This is a genomic window from Corynebacterium lipophiloflavum DSM 44291 (assembly GCF_000159635.1).
GTDB classification, from domain to species: Bacteria; Actinomycetota; Actinomycetes; order Mycobacteriales; family Mycobacteriaceae; genus Corynebacterium; species Corynebacterium lipophiloflavum.
This window is the reverse complement of record NZ_GG667195.1, coordinates 71,812-93,992: the sequence shown is the minus strand read 5'-3', so window position 1 is coordinate 93,992 and position 22,181 is coordinate 71,812. Positions and strand designations below refer to the sequence as shown.

Sequence of the window (22,181 nt, the reverse complement as noted above, 5' to 3'; positions counted from 1 at the left end):
ACCACGGGCTCGTAAAGGGCCGCCGAGCTGGCTTCGCGTCGAACACAGTCGATAAAAAGCGAGGCAGCTGGTAAAAACCAGCTGCCTCGCACAATCTGTACCCCGTACGGGATTTGAACCCGTGTTACCGCCGTGAGAGGGCGACGTCCTAGGCCGCTAGACGAACGGGGCGCGTTCGCTTTGTGTTTGCGACTTGTTAACCATAAAGCACCGCCACGAAAACCAACAAACCGGCTGGTCACAGGCAAATCCCCGCGGTGAGCGTCAACGCCGCATCCGGGGTGTTCTGGTGCGAAAGTATCGTCGGACCGGGCTGGTACATGCCCGCATCCGCGTCCGCAGTGTTGTGGAGAACTATCAGCTCCGAGGGCGTTGCGCGCTCACCGCGGGGTCGCGGTGTGCGTAGCCGGTCTTTCGGGTTTTACCCTTGCTGACCTGCTACAACTGAACATACTCCCCCGCCCCGCCGGTGGGTAGAGTGCGGACAAAAACGGAACTGGTTATAACCCGCGTCGCGGACCACCCCCAGCTAAGCGGTGATGCTCGACAAGGTGGTAGGGGGTAGTGGCGCAGGTCACTCCACGCCGAGGGCGGGGCCGATCGTCTTCCACGTCTCCCGAAGCTGGCGGCGGAACAGGCCCCAGTTGTGCGTGCCCTCATCGAACTCGTAGAAGTCGATGCTCAGCCCGGCCTCCCGGGACTCGTCGACGAAGTAGCGCGTGCAGGTGTAGTTGAACTGCTCGTCGACGACAAGGAGGGGCGCCGGCGAATCCTTGACTTCTTGATCGGTCTCGTGAGGCACCCCGCGCGACGCCGCGGCGAAGAGTTTCAGGTCGCGCATGTCTTCGAGATTGAGGATCGGGGAATGCGCCGCCCACGCAGGATCGGCGGAGCTGCCCCACATGTTGGCGGGATCCGCCCCGTAGAAGCGCACGGTGGAAGAGGCGAACGCCTGGCCGAGCACCCCCGTTGTCGACGGGCAGCTTGAGTAGGAGCCCGCCACCTTGAACCGGTCATCCATGGTGGCTATGTGCATGGCGGGCCCGCCCGACATCGACATCCCGGCGATGGCGTCGTTGCCGGTGCCGTGGAAGGCGGCGTCGATAAGGGGCGGGAGCTCCTTTGTCAGGTACGTGGTCCACTTGTACAGGCCCAGTTTCGGATCCTCCTGCGCCCAGTCGGCCTGCTGGGATCCGATTGCGCCGCGCGGGGTGACCACGTTGATGAGCTTGTCGCGGAAGAAATCGGGCGCGCCACCCTCCCCCGTCCAGCCACCGCCGCCGGCGCCGCCGAGGAGGTAGAAGGTCGGACGCGGCGTGGTGTTGTCGGTGCCGCCGGCGGGCAGGACGAGGTCGTTGGTGATGTTGCGTTGCATCGACGGCGAGTAGACGGTCAGCGTGTACAGGTTGTCGCGCACGTGCTCCAGACTCACGAACTCCGCCGGCGGGGCGTCCGGGTCGGGGAAGGTGCTGTCCAGGTCGACGGTGCTGGACCCCAGCCGGGAGCTGCCCTGGAACGCGAAGCGCTCGAAGGACAGGTAACCAAAAGGCCCCCCATGAGCGCTGAGATCACCAGCGCGGGAAGCGCAACTGGGTGGATGTCCGAGCGGAGGCTGGAGAACGCGGCGGCGACGGAGGAGGCGTCGATGACGCTCGAGTTCGCATCCGCCGGCTGGCCTGTGAAGAGGGACGACTGGGACGACTGGGCGGATGCTGAGGGCGCGGTCACGGTGGAGGCTGTCAGCGCAGCCGCCACGCACAGCGCCACACCGCGGCGGGAATGAAATTTCACGGGCAAAACTTTATCAGTTCACCCCCAGTGCCGGGCCAATGGTTCCCCAGCTCTCCCGCATCAGTTTCTCAAAAAGCCCCCACGTGTGCGTTCCCTCCACCGTTTCGTACCACGTGACGTCTAGCCCCTCCGCCCGAGCCTGCTGGGCGAAGTACAGCGAACAGGCGTAGGAGGCGCCCTCGATCAGCATCGGGTTGGCCACGCGTTGCGACGAGTTGTCGATCCCGTCAATCGGCCCCGGCACACCCTGCGCCGCGGAGACGAACAGGGCGGTGTTGTGCAGGTTGTCCAGGTGCAGGACGGGAGAGTGCGCCCCCCAGGCCTCGTTGCCCGGCAGCCCCCACATCAGGACGGGATTCCCGCCGTTCATGGCCACCGCCGAGGACGCGTGCACCCCGCCGAGCAGCCCCGTCGTCGACGGGCACCCCGAGTACGACGCCGCGGCGACGAAGCGCTGCGGATCGTAGGACGCAATGGAGATCGCCGGGCCGCCCGACATGGAGATCCCGGCGATCGCGTCGCGACCGGCGCCGTTGAAGGTGGCGTCGATAAGCGGCGGAAGCTCCCTCGTCATGTACGTCAACCACTTGTTCGTGCCGGTGACGGGGTCGGGTCGGTACCAGTCCGCCTGCATGGACGAGACAGAGCCGAGCGGGGTGACTACGTTGACGTTCTTGCCGGCGAAGAACTCCTCATAGTTGGACATGGTGCGCCAGCTGAGCCCGCCGGCGGCGCCGTCCGCGCCCATCATGAGGTAGAACCTCGGCCGCGGGGCCGTGTTGTCCGGACCGCCCGGGAGGATGATCTCGTTGGTCACTTCGCGCTGCATTGCGCCGGACCAGACCACGAGCTCGTAGACGTCGCCCTCGATGTGCCGCAGGCTGCGCAGTTGCGCCGGGGCGGCGTCGGCGGCGGGGAAGGTTGGCGCGGCGTCGGTAAGCGCGGAGCTCAGCGCCGAGCCCGTGGATCCGATTCCCTCGTAGAGGGCCGAGCCGAGCACTCCCCCGCCCAGGGTGGCCACGATCAGGGTGGGCACCGCCTAGGGCGAGATGTCGGACGACAGGCTCGAACCCGCCCACGGCAGGCTCGACGCGTCCAGCACGCTCGAGCCCGTGGAGCTGGGTTGACCGGAGAGCGCCACCGCGCTCTGGGTGGCTGTCGCTAGTGCGAGGGCGGCGGCCGCGGCTGCGGTGATGAGGCGTCGTTTCATGCGCCTCACCTTACAGAAGCGCCCACCCCACGAGCGCCGCGCCGATCACCACCGCCCACGCCGGCAGCTTCCACGCCAGCAGCGCGGTGAACGCGGCGCCCGCGACCGCCATCGTCGCCACGCCCGTGACACCCGCGGTGAACACGGGGGTGTAGAGCGCCGCGGCGAGAATGCCCACCACGGCGGCGTCCGCGCCGGCGATCGCGCGCGCCGCCTGTGGCTGGCGGCGCAGCACGTCCCAAAACGGAAGGGTCCCCAGCACGAGCAGCGCCGCGGGCAAGAAGATCGCTATCGTGGCCACCGCGGCCCCCAGCACCCAGTGCACCCCCTGGGCCGAGGCGCCGAGGAAGGACGCGAACGTGAACAGCGGCCCGGGCACCGCCTGCGCGGCGCCGTATCCGGCGAGGAACGTGTCGTGGTCGACAAGCCCGGTGGGCACCGTCGCGGACTCCAAGAGCGGCAGCACGACGTGCCCGCCGCCGAAGACGAGCGCGCCGGCGCGGTAGAAGGTGTCCATGATGGTCAGCGCCACGTTGTCGCGGGCGCTCGCGATCAGCGGCAGCGCGGCGAGCAGGATGGCGAAGAGCGCCAGGCAGACGACGGCGACCTGCCGGGACACGCGCGGCGCAAAGCTTGTCTCGGCGTTATCAACTTCGGGGCTCTGCAGCAGGGCGTAGCCGGCCAGCATGCCGACGATGATCGCGCCTACCTGTACAAACGGGTTCGGCACCAGGAGGACCAGCAGGAACGCCGCCAGCGCGATGCCGGCGCGGATTGTGCCGGAAATGAGCGAGCGCGCCATGCCCAGCACCGCGTGCGCCACCACCGCGACCGCTGCCGCTTTGAGCCCCACCAGCCACCCGGCCCCGGAGATGTCGCCGAGAGCCGCGACGCCCAGCGCGAAGGCGACGAGCACAATTACCGACGGCATCGTGAACGCGAACCACGCCGCCACCATCCCCGCGTACCCGGCGCGCTGGAGGCCGACGGCCATACCGACCTGGCTCGACGCCGGCCCCGGCAGGAACTGGCACAGGGCGACGAGGTCGGCGTAGGTCTTCTCGCTCATCCACTTCCTGCGGCCGACGAACTCGTCGCGGAAGTATCCGAGGTGGGCGGTGGGGCCGCCGAAGGAGGTCAGGCCCAGTCGGAGGAACACCAGAAACACCTCGAGGGCGCTTCCTGTGGATCGTTGAGTAGACATCGCTGCTTAGGGTCTCACACATCGGGGGGTGCGCGCAGCGCGGGAGGTGGTGCGAAGTGGTGGTGGTGAAAATTGTTGGGCCGGGGGCCGAACTTTTTTCAGCTCCGACAGTCCAGATTCCCCGGCGCCGAACATTCTTCACTGCACAATCACTGCGCCGGGCGCACGGGGTGCCGGATGACCGTCCTCATCTTCTCGGGCGCCACCTTGGACGGGTCGCTGAGGTAGATCTCGTGGTGCCAGCGCTGTGGCCCGAAGTCCACGACGTAGCCTGCGGACGTCGCGTAATCACTCATCATCTTCACCGTCTCGGGCTCGGTGTCAAACGACCCGACGTGCATAGCCTGGACGCACAGGCCCTCCTCGATGGTGAGGAACTCCACCGCGCTGAAGTCTTTCCCCTTCTTCTGGGTCACGCGGTCCACAGCCCAATCGACATCCTTCTGGCGGATGAAGTCGGGCACGCGAATCGCCGAGACCCAGCGCAGCGCGTCCTTGTCGTCCACGCCGTCGACACCCGGCTGCCACCAGAACCCCTCGAGCGGCGGGACCACGTACGCGAAGAACCCGTCGATGACATAGTCCGTCTTGTAGCTCATCCGCAGCGCGTATGCGACGGGGTACTGCAGCGCAATCGCCACCTTGTACTCGCCACCCTCATCGTTAGGGTTCCCGCGTCCGCGCACGGCGAGGAAGTTCATCGCGGGCACGTTTACTATCGACGCCCCCGGGCCAGGCCTGTAGAGCTCCTTCTGCTCCTTCTTAAAGTCGTAGGCCATCAGTTATCAGGGTGCCTGGGGTTCACCAAGCCGGAGCCGTGTGGCGCGTGGGCCGGGTCTTCGCCCTGCTCGAGCTGGCGGTTGTGTTCGTCCACGAAGATCACGCGCGGGGCGTAACCCACGAGCTCGCTCTCTTCGTACTGGGCGTAGCCGATGATGATGACCAGGTCGCCGGGGTTGATCAGCCGCGCGGCGGCCCCGTTGATGCCGATGACCCCGCTCCCCCGGTCCCCCGTAATGGCATACGTGGTGAGCCGGTTGCCGTTGTTGATGTCGACCACGTCAATCTGCTCGCCTTCGAGGATGTCGGCGGCTTCCATGAGGTCAGCGTCGATCGTGCACGAGCCGACATAGTGGAGGTCCGCCTGCGTGACGGTGGCGCGGTGGATTTTGGACTTGAGCATGGTGCGGATCACATCGGCAAGTGTAGTCCGCAAACGCAGTTCGACCGGAACGGCCCGGTACCCCCTGAAAAGGCCCCTCAGCGACGTTCCGGTCGAACAAGGACCCGGCTCACGCACAAAAAAGCGAGACAGCCAGTGAAAAAGAACCGACTGCCTCGCTTGCGTTGTACCCCGTACGGGATTTGAACCCGTGTTACCGCCGTGAGAGGGCGACGTCCTAGGCCACTAGACGAACGGGGCATAGAAAGAGCGGATAAATCCGCTGCTGGCCTACCTGGACTCGAACCAAGAATGACGGTACCAGAAACCGTTGTGTTGCCAATTACACCATAGGCCAATCGTTTTCCAGTGCAGTAACTCCCGCGCTGAACAACGTTGATTACTATAGCCAGAAGGCTCCGTGGCGAACAAATCGCCAGCTCACGGCGCCTCAATGACACCGATGTAGTTCTATTCGGAAGCCTCGAACGGGGTCACCGCGCGCGCCGCGCGCAGCCGCGTGAGGGTGGACTCCTTGCCAAGCAGTTCCATGGACTCGAACAGCGGCGGGGAGACGGCCTCACCGGAGACGGCCACGCGCAGTGCGCCGAAGGCCTTGCGCGGCTTGAGCTGGAGATCCTCGATGAGGGCCTTGTTCAGCGCCTCCTCGATCTCAGAGGTCAACCAATCCTCCACGGCCTCCAGGGCAGCGATGCCGGCGTCGAGCGGCGCCACGGCGTCCTCCTTGAGATTCTTCTTCGCGGCCTTCTCGTCGAGCTCGAGGTCGGCGTCGGCGGTGACGAGGAACTTGAGTAGGCCGTAGGCGTCGGCAAGCACCTTGATGCGCGTTTGCACAAGGTCGGCGGCGATGGCGAACTTATCGGAAGGGTAATCGGCCGGGAAGTCGGTGTACTCGGTGAGGTAGTCGCGCAGGCGCGCAGCGAAGTCGGCCGGCTCGAGCAGGCGGATGTGGTCGGCGTTGATCGCCTCGAGCTTCTTCTGGTCGAAGCGCGCCGGGTTGCCGAGCACGTCGTTGACATCGAAGGCGGCAATCATCTCACCGACGGTGAAGATGTCGCGGTCGGCGGACAGGGACCAGCCCAGCAGCGCGAGGTAGTTCAGCATGCCCTCGGGGATGATGCCGTTGTCGCGGTGGTTGAACAGGTTGGACTCGGGGTCGCGCTTGGACAGCTTCTTGTTGCCTTGCCCCATCACGAACGGCAGGTGGCCGAACTCCGGAACCGTGTCTGTGATGCCGATGCGCTTCAGAGCCGCGTACAGCGCGAGCTGGCGCGGTGTGGAGGACAGTAGGTCCTCGCCGCGCAGGACGTGGGTGACGCCCATCAGGGCGTCGTCGAGCGGGTTGACCAGCGTATACAGCGGAGCGCCGTTGGAACGCGCGACGACGTAGTCCGGTTGGGTGTGGGCCTTGAAGGTGACCTCCCCGCGCACCAGGTCATTCCACGTCCAGTCCTGCTCGGGCATGCGCAGGCGCCACACGGGCTCACGACCTTCGGCCTTGTACGCGACAATCTGCTCCTCGGTCAGCTCGCGGTCGAAGTTGTCGTAACCCAGCTGCGGGTCTCGGCCGGCCGCTTTGTGTCGCTCGGCAACCTCTTCGGCGGTGGAGTACGCCGGATAGACCTCGCCGGCCTCAATCAGCTTGTTGAGCACGTCCTTATAGATGTCCATGCGCTGCGACTGGCGGTACGGCTCGTGCGGGCCTCCCTTGCCCACGCCCTCGTCCCAGTCGAGGCCGAGCCACGTGAGCGAATCGACGATCGCCTGGTACGACTCCTCCGAGTCGCGCTTCGCATCGGTGTCCTCGATGCGGAAGATGAGCTTGCCACCGCTATGTCGCGCCTGCGCCCAGTTGAACAGCGCGGTGCGCACCATGCCGACGTGCGGGGTTCCTGTCGGCGAGGGGCAGAAACGGACGCGCAAGTCGGGGTTTGCACCTGTCGTCGTGGAGGAATGAGTCATGGGTTCAATCGTAGCGTGCGTTCTCAGCCCCCTCTCCGCTGCCCGCGGGCGGCACAGTACACTTGTCGCTCATGCAATCCGCACGCCCCGCCACAGCGCCCGACTTCCTGCTGTCCCGCAGCCACGGTTCGGTGCGCACGCAGGGCTGCGCTGGGGCGTTTACCGACATCGACGAGGCGATCGACGCCATCGACCGCGGTGCCGTGGAAATGATCGTCGGTGCACTGCCGTTCGATCAGGACGCCGAGGCTGCGCTGACGGTGCCGGACACCATCGTGTGCGAGCCTGGCACGCTCGAGCCGCACCCCTTCTACCGCGTCGGTCAGGGCTCCAAACTGAGCGCGCGGGTGTGCGGGTTCGATCCCTCGCCCGTCGAGCACCTGCGCCGCATTGAGGCGGCGGTAGCGACGATCCAGAACTCCGCACTGGACAAGGTCGTCCTCGCCCGCGCCGTTGACATCGCCTTCGACTCCCCCGTGGATCCGCGCCTCGTGGCCGCGCGGCTGATTGATTTGTCCTATACCCGCGACGGTTTCATCGCGGATCTGACCCCCGCCGGCTTCCATGGCCACATGCTCGTCGGTTCCTCCCCGGAGGTGCTCGTGCGCCGCCGCGGCAACCGCGTCAGTTCCTACCCGCTGGCCGGTTCTGCGCCGCGCGTGCTTGACGACGCCTCCGCTGACCGCGCGGCCGCTAAAAACCTCTTTGAATCGACAAAAGACCTTGTGGAGCACGCCTTCGTGGTCGACCACATCCGCAGCGTGCTTGGCCCCCTGTGCAGCTCGCTCACGGTGCCCGAGCGCCCGATCGTGGACAAGACAAACGAGATGTGGCACCTGGCAACACCGATCACGGGAGTGCTGAAAGACCCCGCCCCGAGCGCCCTCGACCTCGCCGAGCGCCTCTACCCCACCCCGGCTGTGTGCGGCACACCGACAGAGGCGGCGAAGGCCTTGATCTGCACGGCCGAGACGGACCGCAGTTTCTACGCCGGCGCGGTGGGTTACACCGAGGCGAACGGCGATGGCGAGTACATGGTCGCGATTCGCTGCGCCGAGGTCAGCGGCGACGGCACCACGGCCCGCGCCTGGGCCGGCGGCGGGCTGGTGGCGGACTCCGACCCGCAGGCGGAGCTGGATGAGACGACAGCCAAGCTGCGCACCATCATGCGCGCGCTCGGACTGTCCCTTTAGCTAACTAGGCGCGCTCGACCGGGTTGGCCAGGCTGCCGATGCCGGGGATTTCCACCTCGATGCGATCGCCCGGGAACATCTCGGCGGTGCCGGCCGGGGAACCGGTGCAGATCACGTCGCCGGGCAAAAGGGTCATGGACGCGGTGATGAACTCGATGATCTCGCCGAGGTTCAAGATCATCTGGTTCGAGTTGGAATCCTGCTTCGTCTCGGTCACGCCGTCGCGCGTCAGGTGCGCCTTGATCGGGGTGTTGGTGAAGTCGAGCTTCTCCAGGTCCGTCTCGATCCACGGCCCGAGCGGGCAGAAGGTGTCGATACCCTTCGCCCGCGCCCACTGGCCGTCAGCGAACTGCAAATCGCGCGAGGAGACATCGTTGACGATGGTGACACCGCGCACCACCGACTTCCAGTCCTCCGCCTTGACGCTCTTGCACGGGGCGCCGATGACTAGCGCCATCTCCCCCTCGAACTCCACCCTGGTGGCGAACTCGGGGATCTTAATTGGGGCCTCGGGGCCGATGACTGCGGTCGGGGGCTTGAGAAACAGAGTCGGCGGAAGATGCTCGGCGGACTGCTTGAACACCTCGGCGACGTGGTCGGCGTAGTTGCGGCCGATCGCAACCACCTTGGAAGGCAGCATCGGGGCGAGCAGGCGGACGTCGGCTAGCGGCCACTCTTTGCCCGTGTACTCGGGTTCTGTGAAGGGGGTTCCGGCGATAGCTTTCGCGGTGGTACCTTCGTCATCGATGACAGCGAATGTCATTCCTTCAGGGGTTGCAATTCGTCCAAAGCGCATGCCGGCGAGATTACAGCAACGCTACGAAGCCGTCAGCGCTAGGTAGAGCTCCGCGCACGCAACGGCGTCGGTCAGCGCGTTGTGGTTGCGGTAGGCCGGCAGCCCGTAGCGTTGCCGCACCCGCGCCAGGCGCAGGTCTTCGCCGCGAGGGTAGGTTGCCATGCGCTCCATGTGACGGCGCTCGAGCGCGAACGTGTCCACCACCTCGTCCTCCCGCAGCCGCCAGCGCGTGCCCCTCACCTGCTTGAATGCGTGGCCGATAAACCCCAACTCCATCTGGGCGAAGTGGGCCAGCAGCTTGCGGCCCGCGATGGCGCGCTCAAAGTGCTCCACAATTTCGGCGATATCCGTCCCGCTCGCTAACACATCGTCGTCGGTGACCCCGTGTAGCGTTGCCGAGTTGCCTACCGACGCCCCGGCGACGACGAAGTGGGCCGCGCCCGATAGGTCGATCACGCGGTCGTTGACGGGGACCCAGCCGATCGAGACGAGCTGGTCGCGCTCGGGCTTAAGCCCCGTGGTTTCGACGTCGACGGCGAGCAGGTGGGCGTCGACAAGCTCGCGGCGAGGGGGTGAAAAGCCGAACACGCTACACCGACCTGACCGGGTACTTGTTGCCGAGCGCCGACTGCAGGTTCTTGATCACGCCGAAGGCATCGCGCAGCGCGTCGCGCTCGCGGCTCGGTAGCGCCTTCGGGTCAATGTTGTAGTTCGGCCGCTCGCCGCGGCGCAGCTGCCTCGTCTGCTGTTTCAGCGCAAGGTCCGTGAGGTACTCGTAGGCGCCGAGGAGGTCCTCCGCCCCCTTGACAGACACCGACGAGCCAGCCGAGGCCCTGATGCGGGCCAGGGTGTCTACCTCCCCCACGCCCGCAGTGATTGCGTAGAGGCGAGCCATCTGCACCACCGCGGCGGTGCCGCCCTTTTTCACGTCGAGCGTGTCGGCGTACTCACCACTGCGCTCGACCACGAACCCGCGGAAGAAACCGATCGGGGGCTCGCGCCACGTGGCCAAGGCGGCGAGGTGCGTGTGCAGGCGCTTCGAGCCGCGCGCGGCGACCACGGCGTTGTCATGCACGCGCTGCGCCATCTGTTCTCCCCCGAAAGCCGAGAAGATGCAGCGGAAGTCGAAGAACACCTGCGCGTTGAGCAGGGCATCGGGCTCAGGCGCGGTGACCCACCCGTGGAAGGTGTCGTTCCACTGCGACTCTGTCATCCGCCACTGCGGGTTGTGCGCCATGATGCCCCCGGGGCACAGCGCTTGCCCCGCTTCTGCGAGGCCGGAGCAGATGTAGTCGCCGAGGCGCGCGAAGTAGTCGCCGTGCAGCGCGGCGTCGAAGGAATCATCGAGCACCAACGCGTTGTCCTGGTCGGAGGCGGGGCCCATCTCGCCGCGGGCTTGGGATCCGACGGCGACGAACGCGAATGGGACGGGTGGCTCGCCGAGCTCGGCAACCGCCAGCGCGTATAACCTGCGCGCAATCGAATCGGCCACACCGGTAAGCAGGCGCTGGGACTCGAACGCGGAGGCGCCGCGGTCGAAAAATCGCGCTGCGACCACCGCGCCGCGCTCGTAGGCTCCGGCAAGTTGGGCGCGGCTGCTCTTTTTCACGTCGGCGGCCATGTAGATCGGATCAGCTTTGAGCTGCCGCATGATGTCGCTGCTTGTGGCCACACCGATAATTTCCCCGCCGTCGGTCACCGGCAGGTGGTGGGTGCCGAGATCGCCCATCACCAGCATCGCCTCGAACACCAGCGCGTCGCTGGCGATGGTGCGCACCGGCGACGTCATCACCTCCCGCAGCGGAGCCTGCGTATCGACGCCCTTCGCCACCACCCGGGAGCGGAAATCGCGGTCCGTGACAATCCCCGGCTCCGTCGCACCCGTGACGATCAAGCTGGAAATCGCGTGCTCATCCATCAGCCGCGCCCCCTCGGCGATGGTGGCCGCCCCGTCGACGGTGATCAGCCGCGCCCCCGCGACCAGCTCCCCGACCGGGGTGCGCAACACGTCGGACGCCGCGGAGTCCTCCTTCAGCTCATCGGCGGCCGCCTTGATGCGGCGGGAGGCGGTGTCGAAGTAGCGCAACGTCTCGGGGAAGGCATCGACGAGTGCACGGAAGGGCGTGCGCGGCAGCATATAGAGGACGCTGTCTTCCACCGCGGCCATCATGTAGCGCGAGCGGGGGTCGTCGACAAGCGTGGAGTAGCCGAAGGTGCGGCCCACATCCCTGCGGTCGAGCAACGAATTGTCCGGGCCAACGACGTCGATGGCGCCGGAGCGGATGATGTAGAGGGTGTCGTTGACGTCGCCGTAGTTGATGACCGTCTGGCCGCGGCGCACGTAGGTGATGCCCATGTGCTGCGGCAAGCCGTCCAGCGTCTCCGCTGGCAGGTGGGCGAACGGCTCGTGGTCGGCGAGGAAAGCGCGGACCTCGTCGAGTTCGACTGTCATGCACCTATTTTACTGGTAGCTGACAAACCACGGGCGCGGTTCGACCTCCAGATAAGTCTGTTCGGGGGTGAACATCGGCTGGTCTTCGTCGATAAAGTTCTTCCACGCCATGAAGAAGTTCGGGTCGAGGCCTTCGCGCAACACGTTCCAGGTGTCGTACTTCTGCCCGGGGCTGCCGTGGCCATCGGCGTGCAGCACGTAGGCCAGCTCCGGGTGAACAGTCTGGATGTTTTCGCGATCCGGGAACATCGCCACCTGGAACTGGTGCAAAACGAACGCTTTCTGCGGCAAGTTGTTCTCGCGCACGAGCTGAGCCAGCCAGTCCGCAACGACGTTGATCTCTTCGGCGCTGGCGGAACCAACGCGCGACAGCGGCGCCTCGCCCGGGTTAAGCTTCCACTCCGAATCGAGGGCGAGGCCGACATTCGGGCGCTTGAGCAGCTCCTCGTAGAGCTTTGCCTGGTGCAGGAAGTCGCCTTGGCCCGGCTGCAGGTCCAGCACGGCGTAGCCGCCGGCCTCGGTGATGGCGTCGATCCACGGCACAACCGTCTCCATCGGCGCCTCGTTGGAGTAGTCGCCGTCCTCGCCCGGAAATTCCGAGGCGACGGTGACGATGATCTCGAACGCCGGGATCACCGGCTGCTCCTCCATCGGCTGGTACTGCTGCGCATACTGCGTTGCTAGCGCAGCGGCAGCGACAGGGTCCTGTTCGCCCATCACGCCGAGCTCCGGGGCGAAGCTGTGCCCGTAAAGCGCGATCATGCGCCGGCCAGGGAAGACCAACCCGCCGCCACCGGGCAGCTCTCCGGCAGCGGCAAGCTCGACGCGGTGCGCGTACTCCTCAGTTGTGCCCCACTGACTGCCCAGTGCGAGCGTGTCCTGCCCGGTGACGGTGCGCATCGACTCGCTGGTCAGGCGCGGGTCCGGGACCGCAAGCACGTCGAGCTGCGCGCCCGCTGCCCGCGCGGTCGCAGCGGCGCCCAGGGAGGTCTCCTCAGTGGCTAGCATCTCGGGCAGCTGAAGCTCGACCGGGTTCGCGGGCTCGAGCGCCGCGATAGCCGCGACATCGCTTTCGGCAGAGTCGGAGGCGACCGGCGCGGTCTGGGCGAGCACCTCATCGTCGCCGGGCACGTCGATGACGCGCTTGGCACCGAGGCGCTGAATCTCGGCGTCGACGGCAGCCTCGGCGCCACCTGCGCGCACGAGCAGCGGGGCGCCGAGCTCGGCGGCTACCGCGGCGCCGTGGAGCTGGGCGTCGCGGCTTGTCGACGCCACCACCACCGCCTCGGAGCGCTCGAACAGCCGCCTGGACACATCGATTCCGGTCCCGTCGGCGTCGCTGAGCACCTCAGGCCCGCTGGTCTCCAGCCGCGGCGACTCCGCGGGAGTACCACCGCTGCCGCACGCCCCGGCAAACAGAGCTGACAGTGTGACAGCGGCGGCGATCACGGCGCGCGGGCGCACGAAAGTGGTGGTCATATAAGAGTGTCCTTAAACTTTGGGCGGTAACGCGAACCACCCTACTTCAGCGCCGCGACAATGCGGTCACCAACCTCCGTGGTGCTCACGGGGCCGGCCTCGCGCGCCGCGACGACGGCGGCGACGACTGACTCGATCCGCTCGGCGGCGGATGCGTCGCCGAGCCAGCGCAGCATCATGGCAACCGACAGAATCATCGCGGTGGGATCGGCGATGCCCTTGCCCGCGATATCCGGAGCGGAACCGTGGACCGGCTCGAACATGGACGGGTTGGTGCGCGAGGCGTCGATGTTGCCCGAGCAGGCCAGGCCGACGCCGCCCGTGACCGCCCCGGCGAGGTCGGTGATGATGTCGCCAAAGAGGTTGTCGGTGACGATGACGTCGTAACGCTGCGGGTCGGTGACCATGTAGATGGTGGTGGCGTCGATGTGGTTGTAGTCGACCGTAACTTCCGGGTACTCGGTGGCGACGGCGTCGACCGTCTTCTGCCACAGCCCGCCCGCGTTGACAAGGACGTTGGTCTTATGCACGAGCGTGAGGTGCTTGCGGCGCTGCATCGCCAGTTCGAAGGCGTAACGCACGACGCGCTCGACCCCGAAGCGGGTGTTCTGCGAGACCTCGCACGCCACCTCGTGCGGGGTGTTGGCGCGCAGCACTCCGCCGTTGCCCGCGTACAAGCTCTCGGTGCCCTCGCGCACGACCACGAAGTCTATGTCGCCGGGTTTGGCCAGCGGGCTGACCGCCGTCGGGTAGAGCCTCGAGGGGCGCAGGTTGACGAAGTGATCCAACGAGAAGCGAAGTGGCAGCAACAGCCCGCGCTCGAGCACCCCGGCTGGCACGCGGGCCGGGTCGCCGATTGCGCCGAGCAGGATCGCGTCGTGCGCGCGCAGGCTCGCCAAATCGTCGTCCGTGAGAAGCTCCCCGTTGCGCAGGTAGCGGCGGGCGCCGAGGTCGTACTCGGTGGTCTCGACATCGTCGCGTACCGTGCGCAGCACTTTCAGGCCTTCGGCCATGACTTCGGTGCCGATTCCGTCGCCAGCGATCACCGCAATTTTCATGTTGTGGGAGTCCTTCCTTACTGCTTACACAGCGTTCACAGTGTGACCGGTTTAGCCTAGCAGCACCGGCTACCGGGGTTTGCGGACTCGCGCGCCCAGCGCTGCTTCCAGTACTCCTTCTCCGTCGGCGGTTTGGCGTCTGGGTGGTGCGCGGCGAGGTGCGCGCAGTACTTGGCGTAGTCGTTGTCGCCCATGAGCTCCTTGATGTACCACGTCACAGCGCTGATCGCTTTGAGCACCATCTAGTGCGCACCCCCGCTGGAGTCGAGAGTGAGCCCCAGCTCATCGGCGACCCGCTTCTCCTCCGAGCTGGCGGCCATGCCACGCGGGATGAACCGCGTCGACGGGTGGTCCGGCTCCTCACTCGTGGGCACGCGCAACCCCGCCGATTGCGCTCGCAGAGCCTTGACGACGGCCACGAGCGCGGTGATCACCACGATGACAACCAGGGAGGCGAACAGGATGGACAGCGCGCCCTGGATGTAGGTGTTGCGGATCACCGCGTCGATCGCCTCGGGTGACTTCGCGTTGCCAAACTCGGTCAGCCCTTGAGCCTTCGCGTCACGGAAGCGCGCGTTCTGCGCGAAGTAGCCAATCGCCGGGTTGGAGTGGAAGATCTTCTGCCAGCTCGCGGTCAGCGTAACCACGAGGTCGAACACGAGCGGGACAACCGGTATCCACACCCACTTGTAAAGCCCCTTCTTCACCAGCACGACGGTGACCAGGGTCAGAGCGATCGCGGCGAGGAGCTGGTTGGCGATGCCGAACAGCGGGAACAACACGTTAATGCCGCCGAGCGGGTCGGTCACACCCATAACCAAGATCGCGCCCCACAGGCCGCACACCACGAAAGTGGAAATCCACGACCCAATCGTCCAGGACTGGTCTTTGAACTTGCCCAGACCCGGGACGGAACCGAGCGTGTCCGACATCATGAACCTGGCTACGCGGGTGCCGGCGTCGACGGTGGTGAGGATGAACAGCGCTTCAAACATGATCGCGAAGTGGTACCAAAACGCCTGCAACGCCTCGCTGCCCAGCAGGTTGGTCATGATCTCGGACATTCCGAGTGCGAACGTCGGCGCGCCGCCGGTGCGGGAAACCACGGTGGCCTCCCCGATGGCGTTGGCGGTCTCGGCGAGCTGCTGCGCCGTAATCGGGTCGCCCGGCAGGTTGAGCGTGGCGACGAATTCCGCCGCGCCCTCCGGCGTACCCTGCGTCACCGCAGCTGGAGAGTTGACCGCGAAGTACAGGTGGCGGTCCAAGATGACCGCGGTGATCATCGCCATCACCGCGACGAAGGACTCCACCAGCATGGAGCCGTAGCCGATGCTTCGCATGTGCGATTCTTTTTCAATCAGCTTCGGGGTGGTGCCCGAGGAAATCAGGGCGTGGAAGCCCGACAGCGCGCCGCAGGCGATGGTGATAAACAAAAACGGGAACAGCGACCCGGCGAACACCGGCCCGTTGCCTTCGATGGCGAACGAGGTAATCGCCGGCATCTGGATCATCGGGCGGTCGATGATGATCGCGACCGCAAGCAGCGCAACGACGCCGACCTTCATAAACGTCGACAGGTAGTCGCGCGGCGCGAGCAGCAACCACACCGGCAAGATTGCCGCAACAACGCCGTAGATGATCAGCGCGAACGCCAGCGCCGTCTTCGACAGGGTGAACACCTCCGCACCCCAGGCGGTGTCGGCGACGTAGCCCCCGCCGATGATGGCGGCCAGGAGCAGGATCACGCCGATGGCGGAGACCTCGGCGACTCGGCCCGGGCGGATAAAGCGGGTATAGCAGCCCATGAACAGCGCGATCGGGATGGTCATGGCGATGGAGAACACGCCCCACGGCGAATCGGCCAGGGCGTTGACCACGATCAAGGCGAGCACCGCAATGATGATGACCATGATCACCATCGTGGCGAAGATGCCGGCGGCACCACCGACGCGGCCGACCTCGTCGCTGATCATCTGCCCCAGCGAGCGGCCGCGCCGGCGCGTGGAAACCCACAGCACCAGGTAATCCTGCACAGCACCCGCGAACACGACGCCGATGATGATCCACAGCGTGCCCGGCAGATACCCCATCTGGGCGGCCATGACGGGCCCGACGAGCGGGCCGGCGCCGGCGATGGCGGCGAAGTGGTGGCCAAACAGCACGCGCCGGTCGGTGGGGACGAAGTCCTTGCCGTCGTCGATGTACTCGGCTGGGGTCGCGCGGTTGTTGCGCGGCTTGACCACGTTGTACTCGATCAGGCGCGCGTAGAGCGTGTAGCCGATGATGTAGGAGCCAATCGCGGCGAGCACGAGCCATACCGAGCTGATCTCCTCATCGCGGTTAAGCGCGAGCACCGCCCAGCCCAGCGCCGCGATGACGGCCGCGATGGCGATGACGACGCGCTCGACAGTTCCGATGGCCTTTTTCGGCCGAACCCCAACGACGTGCTCGCGCCCGTCGGGCGTCGTTGAGATCTCAAGCCTGTCCGCGTCCGGCCTCTCGCGCATCCCGTTGACTTTTACGCTCATCCCACTCTCCCTTCCTCGGTGATCGGTGTGAGACAGATCATCTCACGAAGACCGAATCGGGAGGTGAAAATTGGGAAAACTACAAGCGGCTAGCTCAGGTCGATCTGGATGGAGCTTGCGTCGATGGAGGATGCGATAGCCGCCTCGAGCTCTTCCGGAACCTCGCGCTCAACGCGCAGGATGAGCACGGCGCCGTCCCCCTTCGCGGCCTGGGTCAGCGCGGCGGCTTCGATGTTGATGCCGGCCTCGCCCAGGGTGCTGCCCACCTTGCCCAGCGCGCCCGGGGCGTCGGTGTAACGCAGGAACAGGTTGCGGCCCTCGGCGCGCATGTCCACACCGCGGCCGTTGATGTTGACGATCTTTTCCACGCGATCCAGCCCGGTCAGCGCACCGGTGATGGTCGCGACCTCGCCGGAGGCCGAAGCGACCTGGACCTCGAGCGCGCTGCGGTGGCTGCGGGCCTCGCTCGCGGTGTCCACGGTGTACTCGAGACCGCGGGACTCCGCGATCGACGGTGCGTTGACGAAGGTCACCGGCTCGGACACGATTCCGGAGAACAGCCCGCGCACCGCGGACAGGCCGAGGGTATCCACGTCCTCGGTGGACAGCTCGCCGCGGGCGGTGACGCGCAGGGACACGGGGGCGGCGTCGAGAAGCTTGCCGGCGATCAGGCCCAGCTTGCGCGAGAGGTCGAGCCAGGAGGAGACCTCCTCGCCGACGCGGCCGCCGGTGATGTTGACAGCGTCGGCGACGAACTCACCGCGCAGCGCCTTGAGCACGGAATCGGCCACATCGGTGCCGGCGCGGTCCTGGGCTTCCTCGGTGGATGCGCCGAGGTGCGGGGTGACCACGACCTGGTCCAGAGCGAACAGGGGCGAGTCGGTGCACGGCTCGGAGGAGTACACATCGAAGCCGGCGCCGCGGATGCGGCCGGACACGATGGCGTCGGCAAGCGCCTGCTCGTCGATAAGCCCGCCGCGAGCGGCGTTGATGATGACCTGGCCCTGCTTGGCCTTCGCCAACAGGTCCGCGTTGAACATGCCCGCGGTTTCCTTCGTCTTGGGAAGGTGGATGGTGACAAAGTCCGCCTTCGCCATGAGCTCTTCGAGCTCCACGAGCTCGACGCCGAGCTGCGCCGCGCGGGCCGGGTTGGCGTACGGGTCGTAGGCGATGATGGTGGTCTCGAACGCGGCGAGGCGCTGAGCGAACAGCTGGCCGATGTGGCCGAAACCGACGATGCCGATGGTCTTGCCGAAAACCTCCACGCCCTTGAACGCGGAGCGCTTCCACTCTGCGTCGCGCAGCGTCTTGTCCGCGGCCGGGATCTGGCGGGCGGTGGCCAGCAGCAGCGCGATTGCGTGCTCGCAGGCGGAGTGAATATTCGAGGTCGGGGCGTTCGCGACCATCACGCCGCGCTCGGTGGCGGCGTCGATGTCGACGTTGTCCAGGCCAACGCCTGCGCGACCGATGATCTTCAGCTGCGGGGCAGCCTCGATCACCTCGCGGTCGACGGTGGTGGCGGAACGCACGAGAAGCGCGTCCGCCTCGGGCACCGCGGCGAGCAGCTCGGCGCGGTTGGGGCCATCCACCCAGCGGACCTCAACCCCATCTCCGAGCGCGTCGACGGTGGAAGGGGCAAGCTTGTCAGCGATGAGCACGACTGGTTTGGACACTGCGATGATCTCCTGGGTTTTGATGGCGGGAGCTAATAGGACGTTGTTTATCGTAACCTCCCCGGCCGTGCGACGAAACACCGCGTAATTAATAATATTCTTCGGCCTGCATGATGCGCCGCGGGAGCTCCTGCTCCGTGCCGAACTCGGGCCCCAGCGCCACCAGCGGCTCGTCCGCGAGCCCCGCAAGCGCGAAAAGGGTCTCGCGCGACTGCCGCGGGTCGGGCTCGTCGACAACCGCGACGCGGGCGCCGAAACTGCGCGCGTTGCTCACCGCAGGCAGCGGACTCTCCGGCGTGGCTACGACCAGTGGCGCCATGTCGGCGTCCCGGCGCGACTGCAGCGGAAAAGGCGCAGCCTCCGCGCCCTGTTTCGTCGCCGGGGCGTCGCGGGTGCGCAACCACACCGGCGGGTTGCCGGCCAGCGACGCGACCGCGGTGACGCTCTCGCGCGCGTCGGTTGTGTCCACGATGTCACGGACATCGAACGCCAGGCTCGTCATCGTGTGCAGCGCCTCGAGCCCGCCTGGGTCACGTTGGACATTGACGTACCCGCTGGCGGGAGCGAAAGCAACGTCGCCGACGGTGAGCACCGTGTGCGCCCCGAGCCGCTGAATCTCCTTCACGACGTCCGCGTGGTTTTCCGGGGCGTAGACAAGCAGCGGCGCGTGCGCGGTGACGGCAATCGACGCGCCGCGCAGCTGGGCCTCCACGGTGGCGTCGGTGACCACGACTGTCTCTGAGGCGGGGAAGAACAGCCGGGAGCTTTCAAACCCGAACGGGTCGTCGAGCACGACTGGGTGGGGCGCGAAGCGCTCGGCGACATGGCGGGCCTGGTTCTGCGTGCGGGCGTCGTCAAGCGGCGATGGCTCAGGCCCGGGCGAGCAGGCACTTACACCGAGCGCCACGGCGATGAGGGGGACGGCAATGCGTGAGCGGTTCATGAAATACGTCGTCGCGCTAGCTTTCTTCCACCGGCTTGCCCATCGCGTGCTCGATGATCGCGACCAGGCGATCGAGACGCTCGCGCAGAAACGTATCGACGTCCGAGGCCATCAGCGTCTGTGGGTTTATCTCGTGGGCGGCGAGCATCGCTTCGAACTCGGCGTCTTCCATGAGGCACTTCGACTGCAACCGCGGCAGGTAGCGCTTCGGCTCGTTTCCCTCGATGAGAATGCGGGTGCGCACACCCATCGGGGTGCGGTTGACAACGGACTCCGCGAGCTGCGGATCGACCCCGCGGGCCTCACATACCCCACGCGGAAAGACCAGCTCAAAGGTGGGTTCGAGGTGATCCATGGTGTCAGGCTCGAACGCTTGGCCTGTCCGCCAGTCGCGAGCGCCGCGCGCCATGAGCAGCGCAAACAACGCGCGGTACACGCCGGACTCGGGCCCCGCGGAGACGATACGCGCGCGAGTGCAGCGCGCGTCCTCAACCGTGCGCGGCGTGGTGTCGGTCTCCCCCATCACCCACGGCGTGACCTCGTCGACGTCCGCCCCGGCGCGGATGATCGGCGAATGCGCGCCATAGAGTTCACCGAAGATGCCCGACCAGAACCAGCGGTTGAGGCGATCGCGCGCCTGCTCGTTGTCCAGCACTCCGGGGCGCTCCGCCAGCCGCGCCTGGACGACAGCGAGCGTGACCAGTTGCGCGGTGTACGGGACCTGGTCGGTGGTCAGCATCCTGCGCTCGGCGAGGAACTCCGCCGCAGCCGCGAACCCGGCGGCGACCTCGTCCGCGTGCGCCAGGTAGCCCTCCAAGTCGATGCTGAGGATGTCGCCGCGGTGCCCGCAGGCGGGGCCACGCCGCCCAGTGATCAACAGTGACATCGCACGCAGATACTCGATTCGACCGATGTGGTCCAGTGCGGGGTGTTCACGCAGTTGCTTCTCGACGCCCGCCCAATGCTCCGCCAACACAAACTCCGAGTCCTGGAGTGCGTACGTCGCCGTGAGCAGCTCAAAGACGTCCATCTGCACACCCGCCGAATTGGCATGGGCGAAGATCTGCCCGATGCCCACGAGCGAGGTGTCGCGGTCAATGCGCACCATGGGAATGTCGTAAGCGGGCAGTTGGCTGACCACGCGCGACTGAAACGCCGCGGCGGCCTCACGCATCTGCTTGTCCATCGTGGTGGCCGCGATGTCGAACAGCAGTGAGTTGGCGCCGTCGTCAAGCAGGGCTGAAACGGGGATTACGCCGTGCTTTAGCATCGCCTCGCGGGAGTCGAGCCCTCCGTCGATGGACGGGCCGAAGTGGGAACGGACCTCGCCGTGGGTATCTACGGCAAAGACCGACTCAACGGGCAGCGGGTCAGCCGAGACCGCTCGGCGGATGTCGATGAAGAAACGGCGCTCGATGCGGTTTTTCAGGAAATCAACGGTAGGCACAACCCCGTCGCCGCTGAACGCGTGGAACAGTGAGGTGAGGCGCTGCTGGCCGTCGAGAAGCAAAAGCCCGGGCTGGACCTGAGCCTGCGGGGCACCGTCGAGCGGGCGCGATTTGAAACGGGGAGCGACGTTGCGGGTGTCGAGGGCGAGCAGCGACCCGATCGGGTAGCCGCGCAGGACGGAGGTGACGAGGGTGCGGGCACGGTCGACGTCCCAGATGTATTCGCGCTGGAAATCGGGAAGCTGGAGCTCGCCGCGGTGCACGCGCGCGAAAAGGTCGGACAGCGAGTAACTCGGCGTGGTGAAGCCCATGCCCCACACTCTAAGACAAAAACAACGCCCCTACCTGCCAAGTGAGACGCCGCACGCGCGCTCGTGGTCGGTGTGGCCCGGTAGTTCTACCTGGATTGTTGGATGGTCGACGCCGAGGTCGGTGAGGCGCTTCTGGGCGGCGTCGAGAAGCGGTCCGCGAGGCACGTCCTCATGCGCAACGAGGTGCGCTGTGACGACCACGTCGGAGCCGCCGAGAGACCAGACGTGAATGTCGTGGACGTCGATGACACCGTCAATGGCCCTGAGCGCGGGTTTGATGCGCTGCGCCGCGAAACCCTGCGGAGCCTGTTCCAAAAGGACGCGAAGCGATTGCCGGAGCAGCTGCCAAGCCCGCGGCACCACCAGAGCGGCGATGATCAGCGAGGCAATCGCATCGGCCGGGGTGAATCCGGTCACTGCGATCACGGCTCCGGCTGCAAGCACCGCGATGGATCCTAGGAGGTCGACGATCACGTGCAGGAAGGCACCGTGGACGTTGATCGATTCCTCTTTATGGCGGTGAAGCATGGCCGCCGAGGCGGCGTTCGCCACCAGACCGACGACCGCGAAGACCATCATTGCTCCGGTGTCAACAGGTGCCGGGTCGTGCAGGCGCGAGAAAGCCTCAAGGACAATCAACACCGTCACTGCGATGACGGAGACCGCGTTGACCAACGCGGTGAGAACCTCGGCGCGGGCGAAGCCGTAGGTGGCCACGGCCGTGGAGGCGCGCTGGCTGAGCAGCGTGCCGATGACCGCGATCAACAGCCCTGCCGAATCCGAGAGCATGTGCATCGAATCCGCCATGAGCGCCATGGAGCCCGAGATGTAGCCGCCGACAAACTCAACGAAGAACACTGTCGCGGTGATCGCGAGCGCCGCTATCAGCGCGCGGCGCGGCGCGGTGGACGGCGAGTGTTCGTGTGAGTGACTCATGCGACACACTTTAG

General features: G+C 66.3%; 20 protein-coding genes and 3 tRNA genes. 2 read left to right on the top strand and 21 right to left on the bottom strand.

The window, feature by feature from the left end:
* Positions 1-98: 98 nt before the first annotated feature.
* Together HMPREF0298_RS09085 and HMPREF0298_RS09080 are read right to left on the bottom strand one after the other, a co-directional pair.
* Positions 99-171: transfer RNA gene (locus HMPREF0298_RS09085), tRNA-Glu, on the bottom strand.
* 403 nt (positions 172-574) lie between these two features.
* Positions 575-1,432, bottom strand: coding sequence for an alpha/beta hydrolase (locus HMPREF0298_RS09080; protein WP_006840876.1), 858 nt, complete (start codon positions 1,430-1,432; stop codon positions 575-577).
* A 165-nt stretch (positions 1,433-1,597) separates the two neighbouring features.
* Between HMPREF0298_RS09080 and HMPREF0298_RS12270 the strand changes: the two genes are divergently transcribed.
* A complete protein-coding gene (locus HMPREF0298_RS12270) occupies positions 1,598-1,783 on the top strand; it encodes a hypothetical protein (RefSeq protein ID WP_157464451.1) in 186 nt (61 codons plus the stop codon).
* A 21-nt stretch (positions 1,784-1,804) separates the two neighbouring features.
* On the opposite strand, the gene HMPREF0298_RS09070 is transcribed toward HMPREF0298_RS12270, so the two are convergent.
* The 8 genes from HMPREF0298_RS09070 to gltX form a co-directional block, all read right to left on the bottom strand.
* On the bottom strand, positions 1,805-2,827 hold the full coding sequence (locus HMPREF0298_RS09070) for an alpha/beta hydrolase (RefSeq protein ID WP_006840874.1): 1,023 nt from the start codon (positions 2,825-2,827) through the stop codon (positions 1,805-1,807).
* A 3-nt stretch (positions 2,828-2,830) separates the two neighbouring features.
* The gene (locus tag HMPREF0298_RS12755) at positions 2,831-3,001 is read right to left on the bottom strand and encodes a hypothetical protein (protein WP_006840873.1); all 171 of its coding nucleotides are present in this window, start codon (positions 2,999-3,001) and stop codon (positions 2,831-2,833) included.
* Positions 3,002-3,011: 10 nt separating this feature from the next.
* Positions 3,012-4,205 carry a chromate efflux transporter gene (gene chrA / locus HMPREF0298_RS09065; protein WP_006840872.1) on the bottom strand — a complete coding sequence of 398 codons (1,194 nt, stop codon included), beginning with the start codon at positions 4,203-4,205 and terminating at the stop codon, positions 3,012-3,014.
* Positions 4,206-4,354: 149 nt separating this feature from the next.
* Positions 4,355-4,984 carry a GyrI-like domain-containing protein gene (locus HMPREF0298_RS09060; RefSeq protein WP_006840871.1) on the bottom strand — a complete coding sequence of 210 codons (630 nt, stop codon included), beginning with the start codon at positions 4,982-4,984 and terminating at the stop codon, positions 4,355-4,357.
* A complete protein-coding gene (panD, locus tag HMPREF0298_RS09055) occupies positions 4,984-5,400 on the bottom strand; it encodes an aspartate 1-decarboxylase (RefSeq protein WP_040423016.1) in 417 nt (138 codons plus the stop codon). Before panD ends, HMPREF0298_RS09060 begins: the two co-directional genes overlap by 1 nt.
* Positions 5,401-5,555: 155 nt before the next feature.
* Positions 5,556-5,628 (bottom strand) — tRNA-Glu (locus tag HMPREF0298_RS09050).
* 25 nt (positions 5,629-5,653) lie between these two features.
* A tRNA-Gln gene (locus HMPREF0298_RS09045) sits at positions 5,654-5,725 on the bottom strand.
* A 113-nt stretch (positions 5,726-5,838) separates the two neighbouring features.
* Entirely contained in the window at positions 5,839-7,350 is a 1,512-nt protein-coding gene (gene gltX, locus HMPREF0298_RS09040) for a glutamate--tRNA ligase (RefSeq protein ID WP_050758393.1), read from the bottom strand.
* Between the two features lie 71 nt (positions 7,351-7,421).
* On the opposite strand from gltX, the gene HMPREF0298_RS09035 reads away from it, so the two are divergent.
* Positions 7,422-8,543: an isochorismate synthase gene (locus HMPREF0298_RS09035; RefSeq protein ID WP_006840868.1), complete on the top strand. Its 1,122-nt coding sequence runs from the start codon at positions 7,422-7,424 to the stop codon at positions 8,541-8,543.
* 4 nt (positions 8,544-8,547) lie between these two features.
* Here HMPREF0298_RS09035 and HMPREF0298_RS09030 read toward each other — a convergent pair whose 3' ends face one another.
* From HMPREF0298_RS09030 to HMPREF0298_RS08980, 11 genes are all read right to left on the bottom strand, one after another.
* Positions 8,548-9,339, bottom strand: coding sequence for a fumarylacetoacetate hydrolase family protein (locus tag HMPREF0298_RS09030; RefSeq protein WP_083789556.1), 792 nt, complete (start codon positions 9,337-9,339; stop codon positions 8,548-8,550).
* A 21-nt stretch (positions 9,340-9,360) separates the two neighbouring features.
* Positions 9,361-9,927 carry a 3'-5' exonuclease gene (locus HMPREF0298_RS09025; protein WP_006840866.1) on the bottom strand — a complete coding sequence of 189 codons (567 nt, stop codon included), beginning with the start codon at positions 9,925-9,927 and terminating at the stop codon, positions 9,361-9,363.
* 1 nt (position 9,928) lies between these two features.
* Positions 9,929-11,791, bottom strand: coding sequence for a DUF294 nucleotidyltransferase-like domain-containing protein (locus tag HMPREF0298_RS09020; protein WP_006840865.1), 1,863 nt, complete (start codon positions 11,789-11,791; stop codon positions 9,929-9,931).
* 9 nt (positions 11,792-11,800) lie between these two features.
* The gene (locus HMPREF0298_RS09015) at positions 11,801-13,270 is read right to left on the bottom strand and encodes a hypothetical protein (protein WP_006840864.1); all 1,470 of its coding nucleotides are present in this window, start codon (positions 13,268-13,270) and stop codon (positions 11,801-11,803) included.
* A 41-nt stretch (positions 13,271-13,311) separates the two neighbouring features.
* Positions 13,312-14,328: a 3-isopropylmalate dehydrogenase gene (locus HMPREF0298_RS09010; RefSeq protein WP_006840863.1), complete on the bottom strand. Its 1,017-nt coding sequence runs from the start codon at positions 14,326-14,328 to the stop codon at positions 13,312-13,314.
* Positions 14,329-14,384: 56 nt separating this feature from the next.
* Entirely contained in the window at positions 14,385-14,570 is a 186-nt protein-coding gene (locus HMPREF0298_RS09005; protein ID WP_006840862.1) for a YbdD/YjiX family protein, read from the bottom strand.
* Positions 14,571-16,856: a carbon starvation CstA family protein gene (locus HMPREF0298_RS09000; RefSeq protein ID WP_006840861.1), complete on the bottom strand. Its 2,286-nt coding sequence runs from the start codon at positions 16,854-16,856 to the stop codon at positions 14,571-14,573.
* A gap of 89 nt (positions 16,857-16,945) precedes the next feature.
* A complete protein-coding gene (gene serA / locus HMPREF0298_RS08995; RefSeq protein ID WP_040423012.1) occupies positions 16,946-18,529 on the bottom strand; it encodes a phosphoglycerate dehydrogenase in 1,584 nt (527 codons plus the stop codon).
* Between the two features lie 88 nt (positions 18,530-18,617).
* Complete coding sequence (locus HMPREF0298_RS08990; RefSeq protein ID WP_006840859.1) at positions 18,618-19,472, bottom strand: hypothetical protein; 855 nt, start codon at positions 19,470-19,472, stop codon at positions 18,618-18,620.
* 16 nt (positions 19,473-19,488) lie between these two features.
* Positions 19,489-21,231: a DUF262 domain-containing protein gene (locus HMPREF0298_RS08985; protein ID WP_006840858.1), complete on the bottom strand. Its 1,743-nt coding sequence runs from the start codon at positions 21,229-21,231 to the stop codon at positions 19,489-19,491.
* Positions 21,232-21,261: 30 nt separating this feature from the next.
* On the bottom strand, positions 21,262-22,167 hold the full coding sequence (locus HMPREF0298_RS08980) for a cation diffusion facilitator family transporter (protein ID WP_006840857.1): 906 nt from the start codon (positions 22,165-22,167) through the stop codon (positions 21,262-21,264).
* Positions 22,168-22,181: the final 14 nt, after the last annotated feature.